This window comes from Cupriavidus laharis, assembly GCF_914271435.1.
GTDB lineage: Bacteria > Pseudomonadota > Gammaproteobacteria > Burkholderiales > Burkholderiaceae > Cupriavidus > Cupriavidus laharis.
The window spans coordinates 736,518-752,877 of record NZ_CAJZAI010000001.1 but is presented as its reverse complement, the minus strand read 5'-3'; the positions used below and the strand labels follow the sequence as shown (position 1 = coordinate 752,877).

General features: G+C 66.8%; 16 protein-coding genes. 7 read left to right on the top strand and 9 right to left on the bottom strand.

Annotation, left to right across the window (positions count from 1 at the left end):
• Nucleotides 1–149: 149 nt before the first annotated feature.
• Nucleotides 150–1,169 carry an AraC family transcriptional regulator gene (locus tag LDO29_RS03475; protein ID WP_224078386.1) on the bottom strand — a complete coding sequence of 340 codons (1,020 nt, stop codon included), beginning with the start codon at nucleotides 1,167–1,169 and terminating at the stop codon, nucleotides 150–152.
• Between the two features lie 164 nt (nucleotides 1,170–1,333).
• Here LDO29_RS03475 and LDO29_RS03470 point away from each other — a divergent pair, with 164 nt between their 5' ends.
• The 4 genes from LDO29_RS03470 to LDO29_RS03455 all read left to right on the top strand — a co-directional run bounded on the left by LDO29_RS03470 (nucleotide 1,334) and on the right by LDO29_RS03455 (nucleotide 4,520).
• On the top strand, nucleotides 1,334–2,392 hold the full coding sequence (locus LDO29_RS03470; RefSeq protein WP_224078385.1) for a BKACE family enzyme: 1,059 nt from the start codon (nucleotides 1,334–1,336) through the stop codon (nucleotides 2,390–2,392).
• Nucleotides 2,393–2,471: 79 nt separating this feature from the next.
• Nucleotides 2,472–2,672, top strand: coding sequence for a DUF1289 domain-containing protein (locus LDO29_RS03465; RefSeq protein ID WP_224078384.1), 201 nt, complete (start codon nucleotides 2,472–2,474; stop codon nucleotides 2,670–2,672).
• Nucleotides 2,673–2,713: 41 nt separating this feature from the next.
• Nucleotides 2,714–3,412, top strand: a complete 699-nt coding sequence (locus LDO29_RS03460) for a DsbA family oxidoreductase (protein WP_224078383.1) — start codon at nucleotides 2,714–2,716, stop codon at nucleotides 3,410–3,412.
• Between the two features lie 130 nt (nucleotides 3,413–3,542).
• Complete coding sequence (locus tag LDO29_RS03455) at nucleotides 3,543–4,520, top strand: Bug family tripartite tricarboxylate transporter substrate binding protein (protein ID WP_224078382.1); 978 nt, start codon at nucleotides 3,543–3,545, stop codon at nucleotides 4,518–4,520.
• A gap of 124 nt (nucleotides 4,521–4,644) precedes the next feature.
• Here LDO29_RS03455 and LDO29_RS03450 read toward each other — a convergent pair whose 3' ends face one another.
• Nucleotides 4,645–5,979 carry a YihY family inner membrane protein gene (locus tag LDO29_RS03450; protein WP_224078381.1) on the bottom strand — a complete coding sequence of 445 codons (1,335 nt, stop codon included), beginning with the start codon at nucleotides 5,977–5,979 and terminating at the stop codon, nucleotides 4,645–4,647.
• Nucleotides 5,980–6,126: 147 nt separating this feature from the next.
• Here LDO29_RS03450 and wrbA point away from each other — a divergent pair, with 147 nt between their 5' ends.
• From wrbA to LDO29_RS03435, 3 genes are read left to right on the top strand one after another with little or no spacing between them, the layout of a single operon-like run.
• Complete coding sequence (gene wrbA / locus LDO29_RS03445; RefSeq protein WP_224078380.1) at nucleotides 6,127–6,729, top strand: NAD(P)H:quinone oxidoreductase; 603 nt, start codon at nucleotides 6,127–6,129, stop codon at nucleotides 6,727–6,729.
• Complete coding sequence (locus LDO29_RS03440; protein WP_224078379.1) at nucleotides 6,726–7,142, top strand: DUF2069 domain-containing protein; 417 nt, start codon at nucleotides 6,726–6,728, stop codon at nucleotides 7,140–7,142. Before wrbA ends, LDO29_RS03440 begins: the two co-directional genes overlap by 4 nt.
• Nucleotides 7,143–7,161: 19 nt before the next feature.
• The gene (locus LDO29_RS03435) at nucleotides 7,162–8,580 is read left to right on the top strand and encodes an FAD-binding oxidoreductase (RefSeq protein WP_224078378.1); all 1,419 of its coding nucleotides are present in this window, start codon (nucleotides 7,162–7,164) and stop codon (nucleotides 8,578–8,580) included.
• Here the strand turns inward: LDO29_RS03435 and LDO29_RS03430 are convergent.
• The 7 genes from LDO29_RS03430 to LDO29_RS03400 all read right to left on the bottom strand — a co-directional run bounded on the left by LDO29_RS03430 (nucleotide 8,573) and on the right by LDO29_RS03400 (nucleotide 16,239).
• On the bottom strand, nucleotides 8,573–9,427 hold the full coding sequence (locus LDO29_RS03430; protein ID WP_224078377.1) for an N-formylglutamate amidohydrolase: 855 nt from the start codon (nucleotides 9,425–9,427) through the stop codon (nucleotides 8,573–8,575). The two genes, LDO29_RS03435 and LDO29_RS03430, sit on opposite strands and share 8 nt — an antisense overlap.
• Before the next feature lie 45 nt (nucleotides 9,428–9,472).
• Entirely contained in the window at nucleotides 9,473–10,501 is a 1,029-nt protein-coding gene (locus LDO29_RS03425) for a porin (RefSeq protein WP_224078376.1), read from the bottom strand.
• A 144-nt stretch (nucleotides 10,502–10,645) separates the two neighbouring features.
• Nucleotides 10,646–11,635 carry an ABC transporter ATP-binding protein gene (locus LDO29_RS03420; protein ID WP_224078375.1) on the bottom strand — a complete coding sequence of 330 codons (990 nt, stop codon included), beginning with the start codon at nucleotides 11,633–11,635 and terminating at the stop codon, nucleotides 10,646–10,648.
• On the bottom strand, nucleotides 11,632–12,594 hold the full coding sequence (locus LDO29_RS03415) for an ABC transporter ATP-binding protein (RefSeq protein WP_224078374.1): 963 nt from the start codon (nucleotides 12,592–12,594) through the stop codon (nucleotides 11,632–11,634). The genes LDO29_RS03420 and LDO29_RS03415 overlap by 4 nt, the downstream gene beginning before the upstream one ends.
• A gap of 10 nt (nucleotides 12,595–12,604) precedes the next feature.
• Nucleotides 12,605–13,558, bottom strand: coding sequence for an ABC transporter permease (locus LDO29_RS03410; protein ID WP_224078373.1), 954 nt, complete (start codon nucleotides 13,556–13,558; stop codon nucleotides 12,605–12,607).
• Between the two features lie 47 nt (nucleotides 13,559–13,605).
• Nucleotides 13,606–14,577 carry an ABC transporter permease gene (locus LDO29_RS03405; RefSeq protein WP_224078372.1) on the bottom strand — a complete coding sequence of 324 codons (972 nt, stop codon included), beginning with the start codon at nucleotides 14,575–14,577 and terminating at the stop codon, nucleotides 13,606–13,608.
• 27 nt (nucleotides 14,578–14,604) lie between these two features.
• A complete protein-coding gene (locus tag LDO29_RS03400; protein WP_224078371.1) occupies nucleotides 14,605–16,239 on the bottom strand; it encodes an ABC transporter substrate-binding protein in 1,635 nt (544 codons plus the stop codon).
• Nucleotides 16,240–16,360 lie beyond the last annotated feature (121 nt).

The window sequence follows — 16,360 nt, the reverse complement described above, 5'->3', positions numbered from 1 at the left end:
GATCGGCACCGGACAGGAAGCCGTTGACGACGGAGATAGGGACGGTGGCTGAAAAGTCGTTCACGCGGCTTGTTGGCAATGCGTGCAATGGGAATGTGGTGAAGGCTGGCGCATTCTGTCACAGCCGCCGCATGGTGAGAATCGGTCGGCTACGTGATGCTCCCTGCCTGGCCATCCTGCTGCATGCGCCATCTCGACACACTGCAGCCAAATTGGCCGCCAAACCAGCGCGAAAACGCGCTCAGCGACGAAAAGCCGAGCAACGTGGCGACTTCGGACAATGGCCGCTCGCGGTTGTCGATATAGCGCACCACCAGGCTCGCACGGGCTTCATTGACGATGCCCGAATAGGTCGTGTTCTCCTGCGCCAGCCGCCGGTGCACCGTGCGGCGGTCCACGCCGAGGTGCTGCGCCACGCGGTCGACCGAGCACATGCCGGATGGCAGCAGCACATGGACAAGCTCGCGCACCTTGTCAGGCATCGTGGTGTTTGCCTGGGCCAGCAACGTGCCGAGGTAGCGCTTTACCTGCTGCGCCATGACCGGATCATAGGAAGGCAGTGGCGCTTCGAGATCGGCGGCGACACAGACGATGCCATCGAAGTCCTGGTTGAACAGGCAGGGCATGCCGAACACGCGCAGGAAGGTAGCCTGGCTGGCGGGCGCCGCATGCGTGAAGCAGATGCTGCGCGGCCGCCACGAAGCTCCCAGGAACACGCTCAGCATGCGATAGATCACGCCGACCGCGAGATCGGTGGCCTGGCGCAGCGTGCCCGGCTCGTCGTTGAGGATATGCAGGCGAATCATCAGCAAGCCCTCGGACTCTTCCATGCGCATCGCGAGCGCTTCATTCTGCAGGCCCATGTAGCGCACCATCGACTCCAGCGCCCGCCGCAGCGTCGGCTGCTCGCGCACGACGAAGGCCAGCGGGCCGAGGTTGGAGAACTGGCGCAGTTCCGCCATGCGCAGGCCGATATCGTCCACCTGCGCGGCGCGCGCGGAATCGTCCAGCAGGCGGCCGACCTTTTTCGCCGGAATGCGGATATCGGGGTCCAGCAGCACGTCGCGGCTGATCTTTGCCGCGCGCAATTGCTGATGCGGATCCAGGCCCACGGAGCGGGCCACTTCCACATAGTTGGTAAGGCTGGCACTGCGAAGGTAGTAGGACATCGTGTTTTCCCTGACTGTCCCGAAATGTAAATCGATCGTCCCGGATCGTCAAATTGCTCTGCACCATTCACCGATACTTCGGGCACCGGAACAGCAGTTCCCAGGACAAGGCAAAACGGCAGCACATACAGAGCCGGCAGCCACGCACATTCAGGAGCAACGCAATGCAATTCCTCGACGATTCCCTGCACCCCGAGAACCAGGACAAAGTGGTCATCACCGTGGCCCCGTACGGCCCGGAGTGGATGCCGCAGGACTTTCCGGAAGACATCCCGGTGACCATGGAAGAACAGGTACAGAAGGCCGTGGATTGCTACAACGCCGGTGCCACCGTGCTGCACCTGCACGTGCGCGAACTCGACGGCAAGGGCTCCAAGCGCCTGTCCAAGTTCAACGAACTGATCGCCGGCGTGCGCGCCGCTGTGCCGGACATGATCATCCAGGTCGGCGGCTCGATCTCGTTCGCGCCGGAAGATGACGGCCAGGCCGCCAAGTGGCTGTCGGACGACACGCGCCACATGCTGGCCGACCTCGACCCGAAGCCGGACCAGGTGACGGTGGCTATCAACACCACGCAGATGAACATCATGGAGCTGCTGTACCCCGAATACCTCGAGGGTACGTCGCTGTCCCATCCCGCCTACGTCGAGGCCTACCGCGAGATGACGGTACCGGCCGGCCCGGGCTGGGTTGAAGAGCATCTGCGCCGCCTCAGCAACGCCGGCATCCAGCCGCACTTCCAGCTCACCGGCATCCATGCGCTGGAAACGCTGGAGCGCATGGTGCGCGCGGGCCTGTACAAGGGGCCGCTGAACCTGACCTGGATCGGCATCGGCGGCGGCTTCGACGGCCCCAACCCGTTCAACTTCTTCAACTTCGTGCATCGCGCGCCGGACGGCTGCACGCTGACCGCCGAGTCGCTGCTGAAGAACGTGCTGCCGTTCAACATGATGGCGATGGCCATGGGCCTGCACCCGCGCTGCGGCATCGAGGACACCATCATCGACCAGCACGGCAACCGCATGACCTCGGTGCAGCAGATCGAGCAGTGCGTGCGCGTGGCGAAGGAACTGGGCCGCGAGATCGCCTCGGGCAAGGAAGCCCGCGAGATCTATCGCATCGGCACCTGGTACGACAGCGCTGACGAGACGCTGGAAGCTCACGGCATGGCGCCCAACCGCAAGGTCGGCCAGAAGAACCTGCCGCTGCGCAAGGCAGCCTGATGTGCCGCTAGCCGGCCGGGGCGTGATGCCCCGTGCCGGCCGGCATGCAGCCCCCGCCCCATCGCACGCGAACAAAGCCATGAACCCGTCCATTTCCGTCGCGAATCCCTGCATCAACATCTGCCGCATGGACCAGGCGGGCAAGTATTGCCAGGGTTGCGGCAGGACCCTCGTGGAGATCGGCCGCTGGGAACAGATGACCGATGACCAGCGCGCCGAGGTGATGGCGTCGCTGCCGGCGCGCCGCCCGAATCGCAGCGTGCCGGCGCCACGCGCCTGACCGCGTCGCGCACATTTCCGCGGCGCCTTTCCGCAGCATCCATGACTCCAACCAACATCCTGTCGGTCGAAGCGTATTTCGACCTGATCTGTCCGTGGTGCCTGATCGGCAAACGGCATCTTGAAACCGCCCTGGGCCTGCTCGCACGCGAGCGCCCGGACGTTACCGTACACGTGGAATGGCGCTCCTACCCGCTCATTCCCGCCACGCCACCCGATGGCATTCCCTATCGCGACTTCTACGTAGCGCGGCTGGGCAGCCCGCAGGCCGTAGCCGTGCGCCAGGCACAGGTATGCCATGCGGCGCGCGAAGCCGGCCTTACCCTGGCGCTGGACCGCATCGAAACCTTCCCCAATACGCTGCTGGCGCATCGGCTGGTGCGCTTCGTCCGCCGGCAATCGGGCGCAGAGGCCACCGCGGCGCTCATCGACAACCTGTTCACGCGCTACTTCATCCGCGCCCAGAACATTGGCGACGGGCAGGTACTGAGCGATGCGCTGGCCGAGTGCGGCGTTGACATGCCCGGAGCTTCCGGCACACCCGTGCGGCACGACCTGGACTGGCTGCCGCCACTGAATGGCCCCGACGATTTGCCGCCGCGCACCGGGCTTGGCGTGCCGCACTTCGTATTCAACGGCACGCACAGCGTGTCGGGGTCGCGGCCGCCTGCCGCGCTGCTGGAAGCCATGCAGCGTGCGCTGGCGCGGGCCAAGCAGATCGCCACGCGAACTGCCGCCTGAACCCCTGCCTCCCGAACGGGACGAAGTCCGTCCTGCCTCGACCGACCCCGCAGTACCCTGTGCCCGTCCCCTCAGGCGGCGGGCACGGGCGCCGTCGCGTATCACATACTCATAACGGAGACAACACAACATGAAACAACGCCCCGCCCTGCTTCGCATGCGCCATGTGGCGCTCGCCACCGTCATGGCCCTGGCCATGCCCGCGGCCATGGCGTGGACCAGCAAGCCCGTGCGCATGCTGGTACCGGCCCCTGCCGGCGGCACCATGGACGTCATGGCCCGCCTGCTGGCGGACCAGCTTTCCGCCGATCTCGGGCAGCCTGTCATCGTCGACAACAAGCCGGGGGCCGGTGGCGGCATCGCCATCAGCACGCTGCTGGCCGCACCGGCGGACGGACAGACCATCATGGTGACAGCCACCAATGTCCTGACTGAAGTGCCGCACGTACTGAAGACGTCACACGACACCATGAAGGACACCCGTCCCGTAGCCGCCGTGGCGCGGTCGCGCATGGTGCTGGTCGGTGCGCCGACACTGCCCGCCAAGGATCTGCCGTCCCTCGTCAGCTACGTCAAGGCCAACCCCGGCAAGCTGAGCTTCGCATCCTACAGCGCGGGTACGGCGTCGCACTACGCGGGCATGATCATGAACCAGAAGGCCGGAATGGACCTGCAGCACGTGCCGTTCGCCGGCTCAGGGCCAGCGCTTGCCCAGGTCATGGGCGGGCAGATCGCGGTCATGTACGACGGCATGGTGACCTCGTTGCCGATGATCAAGGCGGGCAAGGTGCAGGCGTTCGCTGTTGCTTCCAAGAGCCGTTCGCCGCTGCTGCCGCAGGTGCCGACCTTTGCGGAACTGGGGTATGCGGATGTCGACTTCAGCAACTGGATCGGCGTGATCACCTCCGCGCAGGTGCCTGTTGAACTAGCGCAGAAGATCCAGGCTGCGGCCTACAAGGCCGCTGCAACGCCCAAGTTGCATGACCGGATGGAATCGCTTGGCTATGAGCCGATGCCGGCTCAAACCCTGCCTCAGCTTAGCCAGGCGCTGCGGGCGGAGTATGAGAGGAATGGGCAGATTGTTAAGGCGTTTAATATTCAGCCCTGAAGAGGTTTTTGAGTTGATATTTGGTGGTTTGGAAGCGCCCTCCCCCTGTGGAGGGCGTTTTTTCTTTGGGTGCTGGTGATTCGGGGCCTGTCGTCGTACTTGGCATGCGGGGCTGTTTCGCCGGCTACGCCCCCCCACCCGGCACCATCTCCAACGCCGGGCGCAGCCCCTCAGATTCACCCTCCCCCACCAACAACTCCCCCCCACCCGGCTCCCTGAACACCACCTCCAGCGGCAGATCCAGCTGCGGATTGACCAGGATCGATTTCAGCGACTCGGCACCTTGCAGCTGCTGCGCCAGCGCCGTGCGCGGCAAGCGCGGCAGGTTCAGCACCAGCCGGTCATACAGCATCCGCAGCGTCACCTGCGACGGATCACACAGCAGCGCCCAGTGCGCCTGCCCGCGCTCCTGCTGCAGCTTGCCGATCAGGTGCATGGCCTTGAGCTTGCCGAGCAGCACGGCGAGGTAGTCGGCTTCCACGCGCAGCTTGCGGCCCAGGTCCAGTTCGCCCACGCTGCGCGGCACCTCGTCGCGCGCCTTGTACAGCAGCAGCAGCACGCCCAGCGCATCGAAGAACTCGCTGCCGGCAAAGGTGCGGCGGCGCCAGTGCCCCTGCCGCACTACCGGCAGGTTGGCCGCGATCGTGGCACCCAGTAGCGTCACAAGCCAGCTCAGGTAGATCCACAGCAGGAAGAGTGGCAAGGCCGCGAAAGTCCCATAGACCGCCGTGTAGGTCGGAATATGCGTGATGAAATAGCCGAAGCCGCGCTTGGCGAATTCGAACGCGATAGCCGCCACGAGGCCCGCGGCAATCGCATCGCGCCACTCGACATACACGTTCGGGACTGCGGTGTAGAGAAACGCGAACGCCAGCGCCGACAGCACGACCGGTGTCGCGCTCACGAGCAGCCCCAAGCCGATCGGCATATTGCCGACATAGCCGGCCGAGACCGAGATCAGGTAGGAACTGATCGAGAGACTGGCGCCGATCAGCACCGGGCCGAAGGTCAGCACGGCCCAGAACACCAGCACGCGCTGCGCCAGCGGCCGGCGCTGCTTGACACGCCAGATGGCATTGAGCGCGTCTTCGACCGTCAGCATGGTCAGTACCGACGTCAGCATCAGCCCGCCCAGGCCCATCGCCGTCAGCCCTCGCGCGCTCTTGGAAAACTGGCCGAGGTAGCGAGAGATCGATTCGCTGACGTTGCCGGGAATCAGGTTCTGGAACAGGAAGGTCTCGATGTCCGCGCGGAACTCCCGGAACACCGGGAATGCGGCCAGCAGCGCGAACGCCACCGTCAGCACCGGCACCACCGACAGGAAGGTAGTGAAGGTCAGGCTGGCAGCGACCTGGGGCAGGCGGTCTTCGCCCGCGCGGCGCAGCGCATAGCGCGCCAGCGCGCGCAGCTTCTGCAGATTCCATTCCCTGCGCAGGCGGGCGACGCGGGTTCCATACATGCGGCAGCAGGCTCCTGTGTGGCGGTGTGGGGATCGGACGTGTCCCGCTGGCGTGGCGGGGGCACAACTATAATACGCGGATTGTTCCGGCCCGATTGTTCCGGCCTGCATGCCGACCGACTCCGGCACGGCCCGCCATCCCGCCCCATGACCGACATCCTCGTCCTGTACTACAGCCGCCACGGCGGCACCCGCAAGCTGGCAGAACTCATCGCCACCGGCATCGACAGCGTCCACGGCGTCCAGGCGCGCCTGCGCACCGTGCCGCCGGTCTCCACGGTATGCGAGGCCACCGCGCCGGATATCCCGGCCGACGGCCCGCCCTATGTCGAGTTGCGCGACCTGGAGGAATGCGCCGGCCTGGCGCTGGGCAGCCCCACGCGCTTCGGCAATATGGCCGCGCCGATGAAGTATTTCCTCGATGGCACGGTGGCCCAGTGGCTGTCAGGCGCGCTGACCGGCAAGCCAGCCTGCGTGTTCACGGCTACCGGCAGCCTGCACGGTGGCCAGGAAACCACGTTGTTGTCGATGACGCTGCCGCTGCTCCACCACGGCATGCTGATCCTGGGCCTGCCCTATGCCGAGAAGGCGCTGATGACCACCACCGCCGGCGGCACCCCTTACGGCCCCAGCCACCACGCGCACGGCGACAACCGCGGCCCGGTCACCGATGAAGAGGCCGCCCTGGCCCTGGCGATGGGCAAGCGGCTGGCCGAGACCGCGTTGCGCCTGGCGGGAGCCCGCGCATGACCGCCGCGCCAGCCGACAGCGACAGCGCCCTGCACAACGCGGCGCTCTACCGACTGAGCGTTGGCAGCCTGGTCGCGCTGATGGTGCTGTGCATTGCCTGGGAATGGTTCCTGGCACCGCTGCGGCCCGGCGGGTCGTGGCTGGTCATCAAGTTCCTGCCCCTGCTGCTGCCGCTGCGTGGCGTGCTGACGCGCAACCGCTACACCATGCAGTGGTCATCCATGCTGATCCTGCTGTTCTTTACCGAAGGGATCGTGCGCGCCACCAGTGACCGCGCCCCGTCTTCGACGCTGGCCTGGATCGAGGTCGCGCTGACCCTGCTGTACTTCTTCAGCACCATTTTTTACCTGCGCCCGTACAAGCGCCGCGCCAGGGCCATGAAGCCGGCCACCGGCAAACGCGCCGGCAAGTAGCCGCATTCCAGGACACGACATGCCTGCTTCGCACCACGACTCCTTCCTCGACCTCTGCCGCGCGGCGCTGGGCCCCCAGCACGTGCTGACCGATACTGCCGACAAGGCGCCCTACCTGACGGACTGGCGCAAGCGCTACAGCGGCGACGCCATCGCCGTGCTGCGTCCCGGCAATACCGAGGAAGTTGCCGCAGCCGTCCACGCGTGCCATGCCCACAAGATCGCCGTGGTGCCCCAGGGCGGCAATACCAGCCTGTGCGGCGGCGCCACGCCGGGCACGACGGATTCCGTGGTGATTTCGCTGCAGCGCCTGAACCGCGTGCGGCAAGTGGACCCGCTCAACAACACGGTCACCGTCGAAGCCGGCGTCGTGCTCCAGCACCTGCAGGACGTGGCGCACGAACACGGCAGGCTCTTTCCGCTGAGCCTGGCAGCCGAGGGCAGTTGCACCATCGGCGGCAACCTGTCCACCAACGCGGGCGGCACCGCGGTGCTGCGCTATGGCAATACGCGCGAGCTGTGCCTGGGGCTGGAGGTGGTGACGCCGAAAGGCGAGATCTGGCATGGTCTGCGCGGACTGCGCAAGGACAACACGGGCTACGACCTGCGTGACCTGTTTATCGGCGCGGAAGGCACGCTCGGCGTCATCACGGCCGCCGTCATGAAGCTGTTCCCGCTGCCGCGCGCGAGCGTCACCGCGCTGGCGGCCGTGGCAAGCCCGCGTGCGGCGCTCGCGCTGCTGGCCATCGCCCAGTCGCACGCCGCAGCCATGCTGACCGGCTTCGAGCTGATGTCGGCGCTAAGCATGCGGCTCGTCACTACGCATTTTCCGCAGTTGCGCTACCCGTTTGCCGACGTGCACCCGCAGCTTGTGCTGATGGAGCTTTCGGACAGCGAAGGCGAGGAACATGCGCGTGCCATCTTCGAGAAGCTGATGCAGGTCGCCTTCGATGCCGGCGTGGCCATCGACGCCGCAGTGGCGGAATCCGTGCAGCAGTCGCGCGATTTCTGGAACCTGCGCGAGCACATTCCGCTGGCGCAGGTCGAGGAAGGCAAGAACATCAAGCACGACATTGCCGTGCCCGTGTCGCGCGTGGCCGATTTCATCGAGACGACGGACGCGCTGCTGCAGGTGTCGTTCCCTGGCGCGCGCATGGTGACCTTCGGCCACCTCGGCGACGGCAACCTGCACTACAACGTGTCGCCGCCGCCCGGTGTGGACCACGATGCGTTCCTGGGCAACCAGGATGCCGTCAACCGCATCGTCCATGACAGCGTGCATTCGCACGGTGGCTCGATCTCCGCCGAACATGGCCTGGGCCAGCTCAAGCGCGAGGAGAACCGCCTCTACAAGAGCGAGGTGGAACTGGCCATGATGCGTGCGATCAAGCAGGCACTGGACCCGCAGGGGCTGATGAACCCCGGCAAGGTCATCTGAGCGCCGCCACCTCGCTGCGCACGTACGCCGCCACGGCTTCCAGCATCTGATCGAGGTGCCCGCGCAGCGTCGCAAACCCTGCGTGGCGGGCAAAGCGTGCCTCGTCCAGATAGAGCGCACGGTTGACCTCGACCTGCAAGCTGTGCCGGCCGCGCGCCGGGTCCGAGTAGGCGCGGATCAGCTCGGCGCCCTTGTAGGGCCAGTTGACCGATACCTTGTAGCCGAGCCCGCGCAGGCAACTTGCCACTACCTCGACAAACTCCGCTGAGCAGGTCTCGCCGTCCCGGTTGCTCACCACGAAGTCCGGCCGCTCGGCGCCGTTGTCGATGTTCATCGCATTGCCGCGCGACTTCATCGAATGGCAGTCGATATGCCAGACCGCGCCGAAGCGCGCGTGCTGCGCGTCGATCAGGCCGGCGATCGCCGCGTGGTAGGGATCGTAATACCGCTGCAGCAGCTGCTCGGCGAACATCGCCGGCAGCTTGCACGCATAGACCGGGACGCCCGGCAGCGCCAGCCGGCGCAGTACCCCCATGCCGCGCCGCGCCTTGTCGCTGGGGTGCAGCGGATATGGCATCTGCCCTTCCAGCAGATCGGGGTCCAGGTCGTCGCGCGCACGGTTGGCATCCACCAGCCAGCGCGGAAAGCGCGCATGCAGCAGCGTGCCGCCCACCTGGGGCGCATGGCCGAAGAGTTCATCGACATAGGCGTCCCAGCCGGCCAGCAATTCGTCCGGCGTGGCCGACATCGGCAGGATCTCGTCGTGATGGAGGCCGCTGTGGGGAGAGTCCACCACCAACGGCAAGGCAGCGACGGCAGGTTCGATCAGGGTGTAGGGATGAGACATTGAACGGACAGACGGATACGAAGTGGGGGCGCGGCGCGCGGCCAGTCAGAACTTGTGCTGGATGCCGATGCCGTAGGTGACCACGGTATCGCCGGGCTTTCGGTTGTTGCCGTCTTCGTAGTCGAAGAAGACGTAGGGCAAGGTGCGCTTGCTCAAGCGATAGCCGTAGCCGGCCTGCGCCTTGCGCAGCTTGCCGCTGGAGCTGTTCTGGACGTCGCGCTCCATGTAATTGACGGTCAGGCTGTGCGCGCCATACGGGACCGTGAAGCCGGCCAGCCAGTAGTGCACGTCGCTGCGCGTGCTGGCCGTAGCGTTATAGCGGTCACGTCCGTAGACGCCATATACGTTGACAACCTTGAAGTCATAGGCTGCCGTGGCCTGTATCTTGTCGCGGAAATCGTTCGCGGCGAGCCCGCCCGTCTTGGCATCGCGCGAGTAGCCGAGACCCGCCGAGAAGTTGCCGGAGGCATAGTTGAGCCCGGTGTCGTACTGACGGAAATCGTCCTCGGACTTCACCGGCGAGGTGGCATTGGGCGTGGCGGGGTCAGGACCGGCCAGGTTGATGCGGGCGCGCAGCGAGAAGCCACCGAAGTCCGGCGTCTTGTAAGCCAGTGCATTTGACACGCGGTTGCGCGCGTTGAGCACCTTCGTGCCGATGGCGGTCGCGCCGGCGTCGTGGATAACGAAGTCGACATTCTGGGTGATCTGCGAATAGATCGGCGAACCCGCCGGCGAGGCGGAATCCAGCCGGCCCATCGTGAACGCGCCAAAAACACCCGTCAGGCCAACGTAGGCATTGCGGAACTGCGGGTTGGTGGCGGTGCCGCTGTCGGCCTGGAACCCCTGCTCCAGCCCGAACACTGCCTGCAGGCTGCCGCCAAGCGGTTCGTTGCCGCGCATGCCCCAGCGCGACGCGTTGTCCACCATCTGCGCGGCATTGCCGCGCGGACCGCGCTGGTATTCGATATCGGTATCGATGCGGCCATAGAGCGTCAAGGCGGCCTGCGCGCCGGCGGATGCCGCCAGCAGCGCGCCGCCCATGCACGCTCGCCCGATGAGACTGCTTGCCTTCATGCTGTTCTCCTTCTCCTCTTTCCGAATTGACCCTGCCGCCATGCGTCCGCGCTTCAAGCGCGCGAGCGCCGCCCTCCGCGCCCTCAACCGGAACGGATGCCATGCGGTAACCCCGTGGAAATGCGCCGCCTGAGCGGCGCGCGATCAGGCCGCCTTCATCTGGCCTGGTTCATTGAGGTGGCACGCCGACAGGCGGCCGCCACCGATATCGCGCAACAGCGGCACCTCGGCCGCGCACCGTGCGCTCGCGTGCGGGCAGCGCGGATGGAACGCGCAGCCGGACGGCGGCGCGAGCGGGCTTGGCAGTTCGCCCTGGATCGGCTGGTGGCTGGCGGAGCTGCCATCCAGCCGCGGCGCATCGGCCAGCAACGCGCGCGTATAGGGATGGCTGGGCGCGGCAAAGACCGTGCGCGCATCACCCATCTCGACAATGCGGCCCAGGTACATGATGACCACGCGGTCCGACATGTGTTCCACCACCGCGAGGTTGTGGCTGATGAAGACGTAGGTCAGGTCCTGCTGCCGGCGCAGGTCCATGAACAGGTTGATGACCTGTGCCTGCACGGAGACGTCCAGCGCGGACACCGCCTCGTCGCAGACCACCAGCCGCGGCTGCAGCGCGAGCGCCCGCGCGATCGCCACGCGCTGGCGCTGGCCACCGGAGAATTCGTGCGGATAGCGCTCGGCATAGGAAGCATCGAGCCCGACCATCGCCAGCATCTCGCGGGCGAACGCGGTGGCCTGGCCGCGCCCGATCAGTCCGTGATGCAGCGCACCTTCCGTGATCGCCTGGCCGATGCGCAGGCGTGGATTGAGCGACGCATAGGGATTCTGGAACACCATCTGCACCGCGAGGTGGTACGAAGCGGCGGCCGTATCGGCACGCTCGCCCTCCCACAGCACGTCGCCGCCGCTGGGCGCGAGCAGGCCGGCCAGCATGCGCCCCAGCGTGGACTTGCCGCAGCCGGACTCGCCTACCACGCCCAGGACTTCGCCCTTGTGGACCTGCAGGGAAACATCATTGACGGCGTGCACGACCTGGCGTGCGCGCGGTGGCCGGGTCACCCGGCTGAGCAGGCCTGGCTTCGGGGAAAAATGCTTCTGCAGATGGCGCGCTTCGAGCAGGACAGTCATGCCGCCTCCAGTGGGTGAACGCAGCGCAGCGACCGGCCGCGCACGGAAACTTCGAGTGGCGCCTGCGCGCAACGGTCGCTGGCACGCGCGCAGCGCGGCGCGAATGCGCAACCCGGCGGCAGGGCAGCCAGCGCGGGCGCCGCACCGGGAATGGCCCGCAAAGTCCGCCCGCGCGTGTCGTGCGCGGGCAATGAATCGAGCAGCCCGCGCGTATAGGGATGCATCGGCTGGCGGATGACGTCCGCCACCGGCCCCTGCTCGACCACGCGGCCGGCGTACATCACGCAGACGCGGTCGACCAGGTCCTTGACCACGGCCAGGTCATGGCTGATCCAGATCACGGCCGCGCCGGTTTCTCGCACGAGCTGCTTCATCTCGAACAGGATCTGCGCCTGGATGGTCACGTCGAGCGCAGTGGTCGGCTCGTCGGCGATGATCAGGTCGGGCTGGTTGATCAGCGCGTTGGCAATGGCCACGCGCTGGCGCATGCCGCCCGACAGCTCATGCGGATAGGCCTGCATGCGCTCCTGCGGCGCGGGGATGCCCACCTTCTTCAGCGCCTCGACGGCACGGTCATGCGCTTCTGCGCGTGAGCAGCGGTAATGCACGCGCACCGTCTCGATGAGCTGCGCACCGATACGCATGACAGGGTTGAGCGACATCATCGGGTCCTGGAACACCATCGCGATGCGGTCGCCGCGCAGGGACTGCCACTGGCGCGGCGTACACGCGCGCAGGTCCTGCCCCTTGAAGCGGACCTCGCCGCCGGTCACGCGGCCGGGCGGGTCGAGCAGGTTCATCAGCGAGAACGCCGTGACCGACTTGCCCGAACCGGACTCGCCCACGATGCCGAGGATCTCGCCCGCATCGAGCGAGAAGGAAACATTGTCGACCGCGGTGACCGTGCCGTGCTCCAGTGCAAAGCGCGTGGTCAGGCCGTTGACTTCCAGCAGTGCCATGGTTATCTCCTCAGCCCTCGTTGCGCGGGTTGAGCACGCGGCGCAGCCGGTCGCCCACCAGGTTGATGGTGCCGATCAGCAGCACCAGGGCCACGCCCGGGAAGATGCTGATCCAGTACTTGTTCGACAGCATGTACTCGAAGCCGTTGGCGATCAGCATGCCCAGCGACGGCTGCGTGCGCGGCAGGCCGATGCCGAGGAAGCTCATGGTCGCCTCCAGCGTGATGGCGTGCGCAATCTGCAGCGTGGCGGTGACCACCAGCGGCGCCATGCAGTTGGGCAGGATGTGCCGGAACATCACACGCCAGGCGGGCAGCCCCTGGCCGAGCGCGGCTTCGACATAGTCCTTGCGCCGCTCCACCTGCGCCGACCCGCGGACCGTCCGCGCGAAATAGGCCCATTGCACGATCACCAGCGCCATCAGCGTCTTGTCCACGCCCTGCCCCAGCACCGCGAGCAAGATCAGCGCGACAAGGATGGCCGGCAGGCTCAGCTGCAGGTCCACGATGCGCATGATCACCGCATCGACCGCGCCGCCGCAGTAGGCCGCGACCAGCCCGATGGCGGTCCCCAGCATGAGCGCCACCACCGCACTGATCACGCCGACGCCGACGCTGATGCGGATGCCATAGAAGATGGCGCTCACCAGGTCGCGCCCGGCGCCGTCGGTGCCGAGCCAGTAGCGCATCTGGCCCTCATAGCCGGCCGCGCCTGGCGGCAGCTCGGAGTCGATGACGGACACGGTGGCCAGGTCGTAGGGGTTCTGCGGGCTGATCACGCCCGCAAACACGGCCACCAGCATGAGCGCGAGCAATAGCGCCAGCGCTGCCGCCGCCACGCGGTTGCGCGCGAAACGTGCGAGAAAGGATGGCCGTCGCGGCCGTGCCGGCGGCGCCGTACTCTCTGCGGGCGCCGACGCCAGCGGCGTAGCCGTGCCGCGCGGTTCAGTAACGGGAAGGGACATCGGGAATCTTGGCGAAAGACAGGTTCAGGGACAAGGGCCGGAAAGGTTCAGGCCGCCTTGTGGCGCAGGCGCGGATCGAGCACCACATACAGCAGGTCGACGATCAGGTTGAGCACCACGAACATCACCAGCGTGACCAGCAGGTAGGCCACCACCACGGGGCGGTCCAGCGCCAGCACCGAGTCGATGATCAGCTTGCCCATGCCGGGCCACGAGAACACGGATTCGGTCACCACCGAGAACGCGATCAGGTGGCCGAATTCCAGCCCCACCACGGTCACGATGGGAATCAGCACATTGGGCACCACGTGGCGCAGCACCAGCCGCGCGCCGCCCACGCCCTTGGCGCGCGCGAACTTGATGTACTCCTGCCCCGCCACCTCGCGCGTGCCGGCTTCGGTCAGGCGCGCCACCAGCGAGATCTTGAACAGCGACAGCGTCAGCGCCGGCAGCAGCAGGAAGCGGATGCCCTCCCAGCTCGTCACGGACAGCGGCACGCCGAGCACCGTGCTGACCGGCCCGCGTCCGCCGGACGGCAGCCAGCCCAGGTTCACCGAAAACACCAGGATGCCGATCATGCCGATCCAGAACGTGGGCATGATCACACCGCCGAGCGAGCACGCCATCAGCAGCCGCGACAGCCGGCTGCCCGGCTTCAGGCCCGCGAAGATGCCGATCGGGATGCCGATGGCCAGCGACAGCAGCAGCGCCGTGACTGCCAGTTCCAGCGTGGCCGGAACGCGGCTGACGATCAGTTCGATCGCGGGGCGGTTGTAGATGAAGGAGTCGCCCAGGTCGCCGCGCATCGCGCCCTGCACGAAATGCAGGTATTGCTGCTGCACCGGCTGGTCCAGCCCGAGCGCGTGGCGCGCTTCGGCAATCTCCTGCTCGGTCGCCGTCGGGCTCACCAGCAGGTGCACCGGGTCGCCGATCAGGTTGACGGCGCAGAAGGTCAGGACCGACATGGCCCAGAGCACCACAATGCTCTGCAGCAGCCGTTTGAGAAGAGTTTCCAGCATGGTTGCTTCCGGAATGGCCGACGTGCCTCAGGGGCGTGCGGCCGGACGAATGTTCATGGCATAGGTGAAACCGTCGCTGCGCGGCGTCACGGACAGGCCATTGCGGTAGGCCCACGTGGCGCGCAGGTGATGCAGCGGCACCACGCCGACGTCCTCGGCCAGCGTCACGGCCGCCTGGCGCTGCACCTGCTCGCGCGCTGGCGGGTCCATCGTGCGCATGGCTTCGTCGACCAGCGCGTCGACGCCAGGGTTGGCGTAGCCGCTGCGGTTGTTGGCGCCCAGGCCCGCCTTCTTGTCCTGCGAATGCGCGGCGGCCACCAGCGGTTCGAGCGAATCGCCGCTGACCGCGCCGATGCCGAGCATGAACGCGCTGAATTCCGGCTTGCCGCCCTCGCCGCCCGACGTGGCACGCGTGATATACACCGAATAGGGCAGCGTGCGCACCTCGGTCCGGATGCCAGCGCGGGTCAGCATCTGGCCGATGGCCTCGCAGGTCTTGGCATCGTTCAGGTAGCGGTCGTTGGGGCAATGCAGCGTCAGGCGGAAACCGGACGGATAGCCGGCTTCCGCGAGCAGCCGGCGCGCAAGCGCTGCGTCGCCATGCGGCGCCGCCACGGCGCGGGCGAAACCGAAAAAGCCCTGCGGCACGAGCTGGCCGGCGGGCACGGAATCCCCTTTGGTGACGCGCGCGGCAATCAGGTCGCGGTCGATCGCCACGCTGATGGCCTGGCGCACCTTCACGTCGCGCAGCGGGTTGGCGGCCAGCGGGCGGCCTTCGTTGTCGCTCACGTACGGCGACACCTTGCGCGCCTGGTCGAGCTGCAGGTAGTTCAGCATGTACGAGGTAGCCGACACCGTGCGGATGCGCCCGTTGGTGCGGGTAAAGGCGTCGGCAATGCTGGCCGACGAGGCATCGATCACGTCCACCAGCCCCGACAGCAGCGCCGATGCGCGCGCAGGCTCCTTGGCGATGAACTGGAATATCACGTGGTCCCACGGCTGCGGCGCGCCCCAGTAAGACGGGTTGCGCGCGAAGGTGAGCTGCTGGCCGTGCTCCCACGACACGAAGCGGTACGGCCCCGTGCCGATGGCCGCGCGGCCGGCGGCAAAGTCAGCTTCCTTCACCTTGTCGCCCAGCGAGCGCGGCAGCATGGCCACCAGCCCCACGTTCTGCGGCAGCACGGGATTGGGCGAGCGCGTCACCACGCGCAACGTCAGGGGCCCCGTGGCCTGAACGTCGGCAATCGACTTCAGGTAGGTGCGGAAGGTCCGTGCGCCAGCGAGGTGCCGTGCCCGCTCGATCGAGTACCGGGCGTCTTCAGCCGTGAACGGCTCGCCATTGCTGAAACGCACGCCCGGGCGCAACTGGAACTCCCACGTCCGTGCGTCCAGCTGGCGCCAGCTCGCGGCGAGTTGCGCCACCGGGTGCAGGGCGTTGTCCAGTCCGACCAGCGTCTCATAGACGTGCCCCCAGAGATTGCGGCCTGCCGCGTCCAGCACATGCGGGTCGGCCGCGCTGATTTCCGCCTTGTAGCCGATGCGCAGATCGGCCGCGCGCGCCGCGCCCGTGCCGGCCAGCGCCAGCAAGGCGGCAATAACGAGCGCGGCCGCCGGATGGCGGCAGCCTCTTGCAGGGGTCGTTTTTTTCGTTTGCTGAAACATTGTTTCATTCAGTGATACTGTGTATCGAAGAATAAGACAACGGCGTGGCGCGGGTAAGCAGGGTTTACCCGCTATCAGGTACGAGAAGAAGGAAAGACGGAGACAGCCAGGCCGCAGGAGC

What these genes read in the sequence shown, in the direction of transcription:
- LDO29_RS03475 (WP_224078386.1), bottom strand. Translation starts at nt 1,169, where the DNA reads ATGTCCTACTACCTTCGCAGTGCCAGCCTTACCAACTATGTGGAAGTG.
- LDO29_RS03470 (WP_224078385.1), top strand. Translation starts at nt 1,334, where the DNA reads ATGCAATTCCTCGACGATTCCCTGCACCCCGAGAACCAGGACAAAGTG.
- LDO29_RS03465 (WP_224078384.1), top strand. Translation starts at nt 2,472, where the DNA reads ATGAACCCGTCCATTTCCGTCGCGAATCCCTGCATCAACATCTGCCGC.
- LDO29_RS03460 (WP_224078383.1), top strand. Translation starts at nt 2,714, where the DNA reads ATGACTCCAACCAACATCCTGTCGGTCGAAGCGTATTTCGACCTGATC.
- LDO29_RS03455 (WP_224078382.1), top strand. Translation starts at nt 3,543, where the DNA reads ATGAAACAACGCCCCGCCCTGCTTCGCATGCGCCATGTGGCGCTCGCC.
- LDO29_RS03450 (WP_224078381.1), bottom strand. Translation starts at nt 5,979, where the DNA reads ATGTATGGAACCCGCGTCGCCCGCCTGCGCAGGGAATGGAATCTGCAG.
- wrbA (WP_224078380.1), top strand. Translation starts at nt 6,127, where the DNA reads ATGACCGACATCCTCGTCCTGTACTACAGCCGCCACGGCGGCACCCGC.
- LDO29_RS03440 (WP_224078379.1), top strand. Translation starts at nt 6,726, where the DNA reads ATGACCGCCGCGCCAGCCGACAGCGACAGCGCCCTGCACAACGCGGCG.
- LDO29_RS03435 (WP_224078378.1), top strand. Translation starts at nt 7,162, where the DNA reads ATGCCTGCTTCGCACCACGACTCCTTCCTCGACCTCTGCCGCGCGGCG.
- LDO29_RS03430 (WP_224078377.1), bottom strand. Translation starts at nt 9,427, where the DNA reads ATGTCTCATCCCTACACCCTGATCGAACCTGCCGTCGCTGCCTTGCCG.
- LDO29_RS03425 (WP_224078376.1), bottom strand. Translation starts at nt 10,501, where the DNA reads ATGAAGGCAAGCAGTCTCATCGGGCGAGCGTGCATGGGCGGCGCGCTG.
- LDO29_RS03420 (WP_224078375.1), bottom strand. Translation starts at nt 11,635, where the DNA reads ATGACTGTCCTGCTCGAAGCGCGCCATCTGCAGAAGCATTTTTCCCCG.
- LDO29_RS03415 (WP_224078374.1), bottom strand. Translation starts at nt 12,594, where the DNA reads ATGGCACTGCTGGAAGTCAACGGCCTGACCACGCGCTTTGCACTGGAG.
- LDO29_RS03410 (WP_224078373.1), bottom strand. Translation starts at nt 13,558, where the DNA reads ATGTCCCTTCCCGTTACTGAACCGCGCGGCACGGCTACGCCGCTGGCG.
- LDO29_RS03405 (WP_224078372.1), bottom strand. Translation starts at nt 14,577, where the DNA reads ATGCTGGAAACTCTTCTCAAACGGCTGCTGCAGAGCATTGTGGTGCTC.
- LDO29_RS03400 (WP_224078371.1), bottom strand. Translation starts at nt 16,239, where the DNA reads ATGTTTCAGCAAACGAAAAAAACGACCCCTGCAAGAGGCTGCCGCCAT.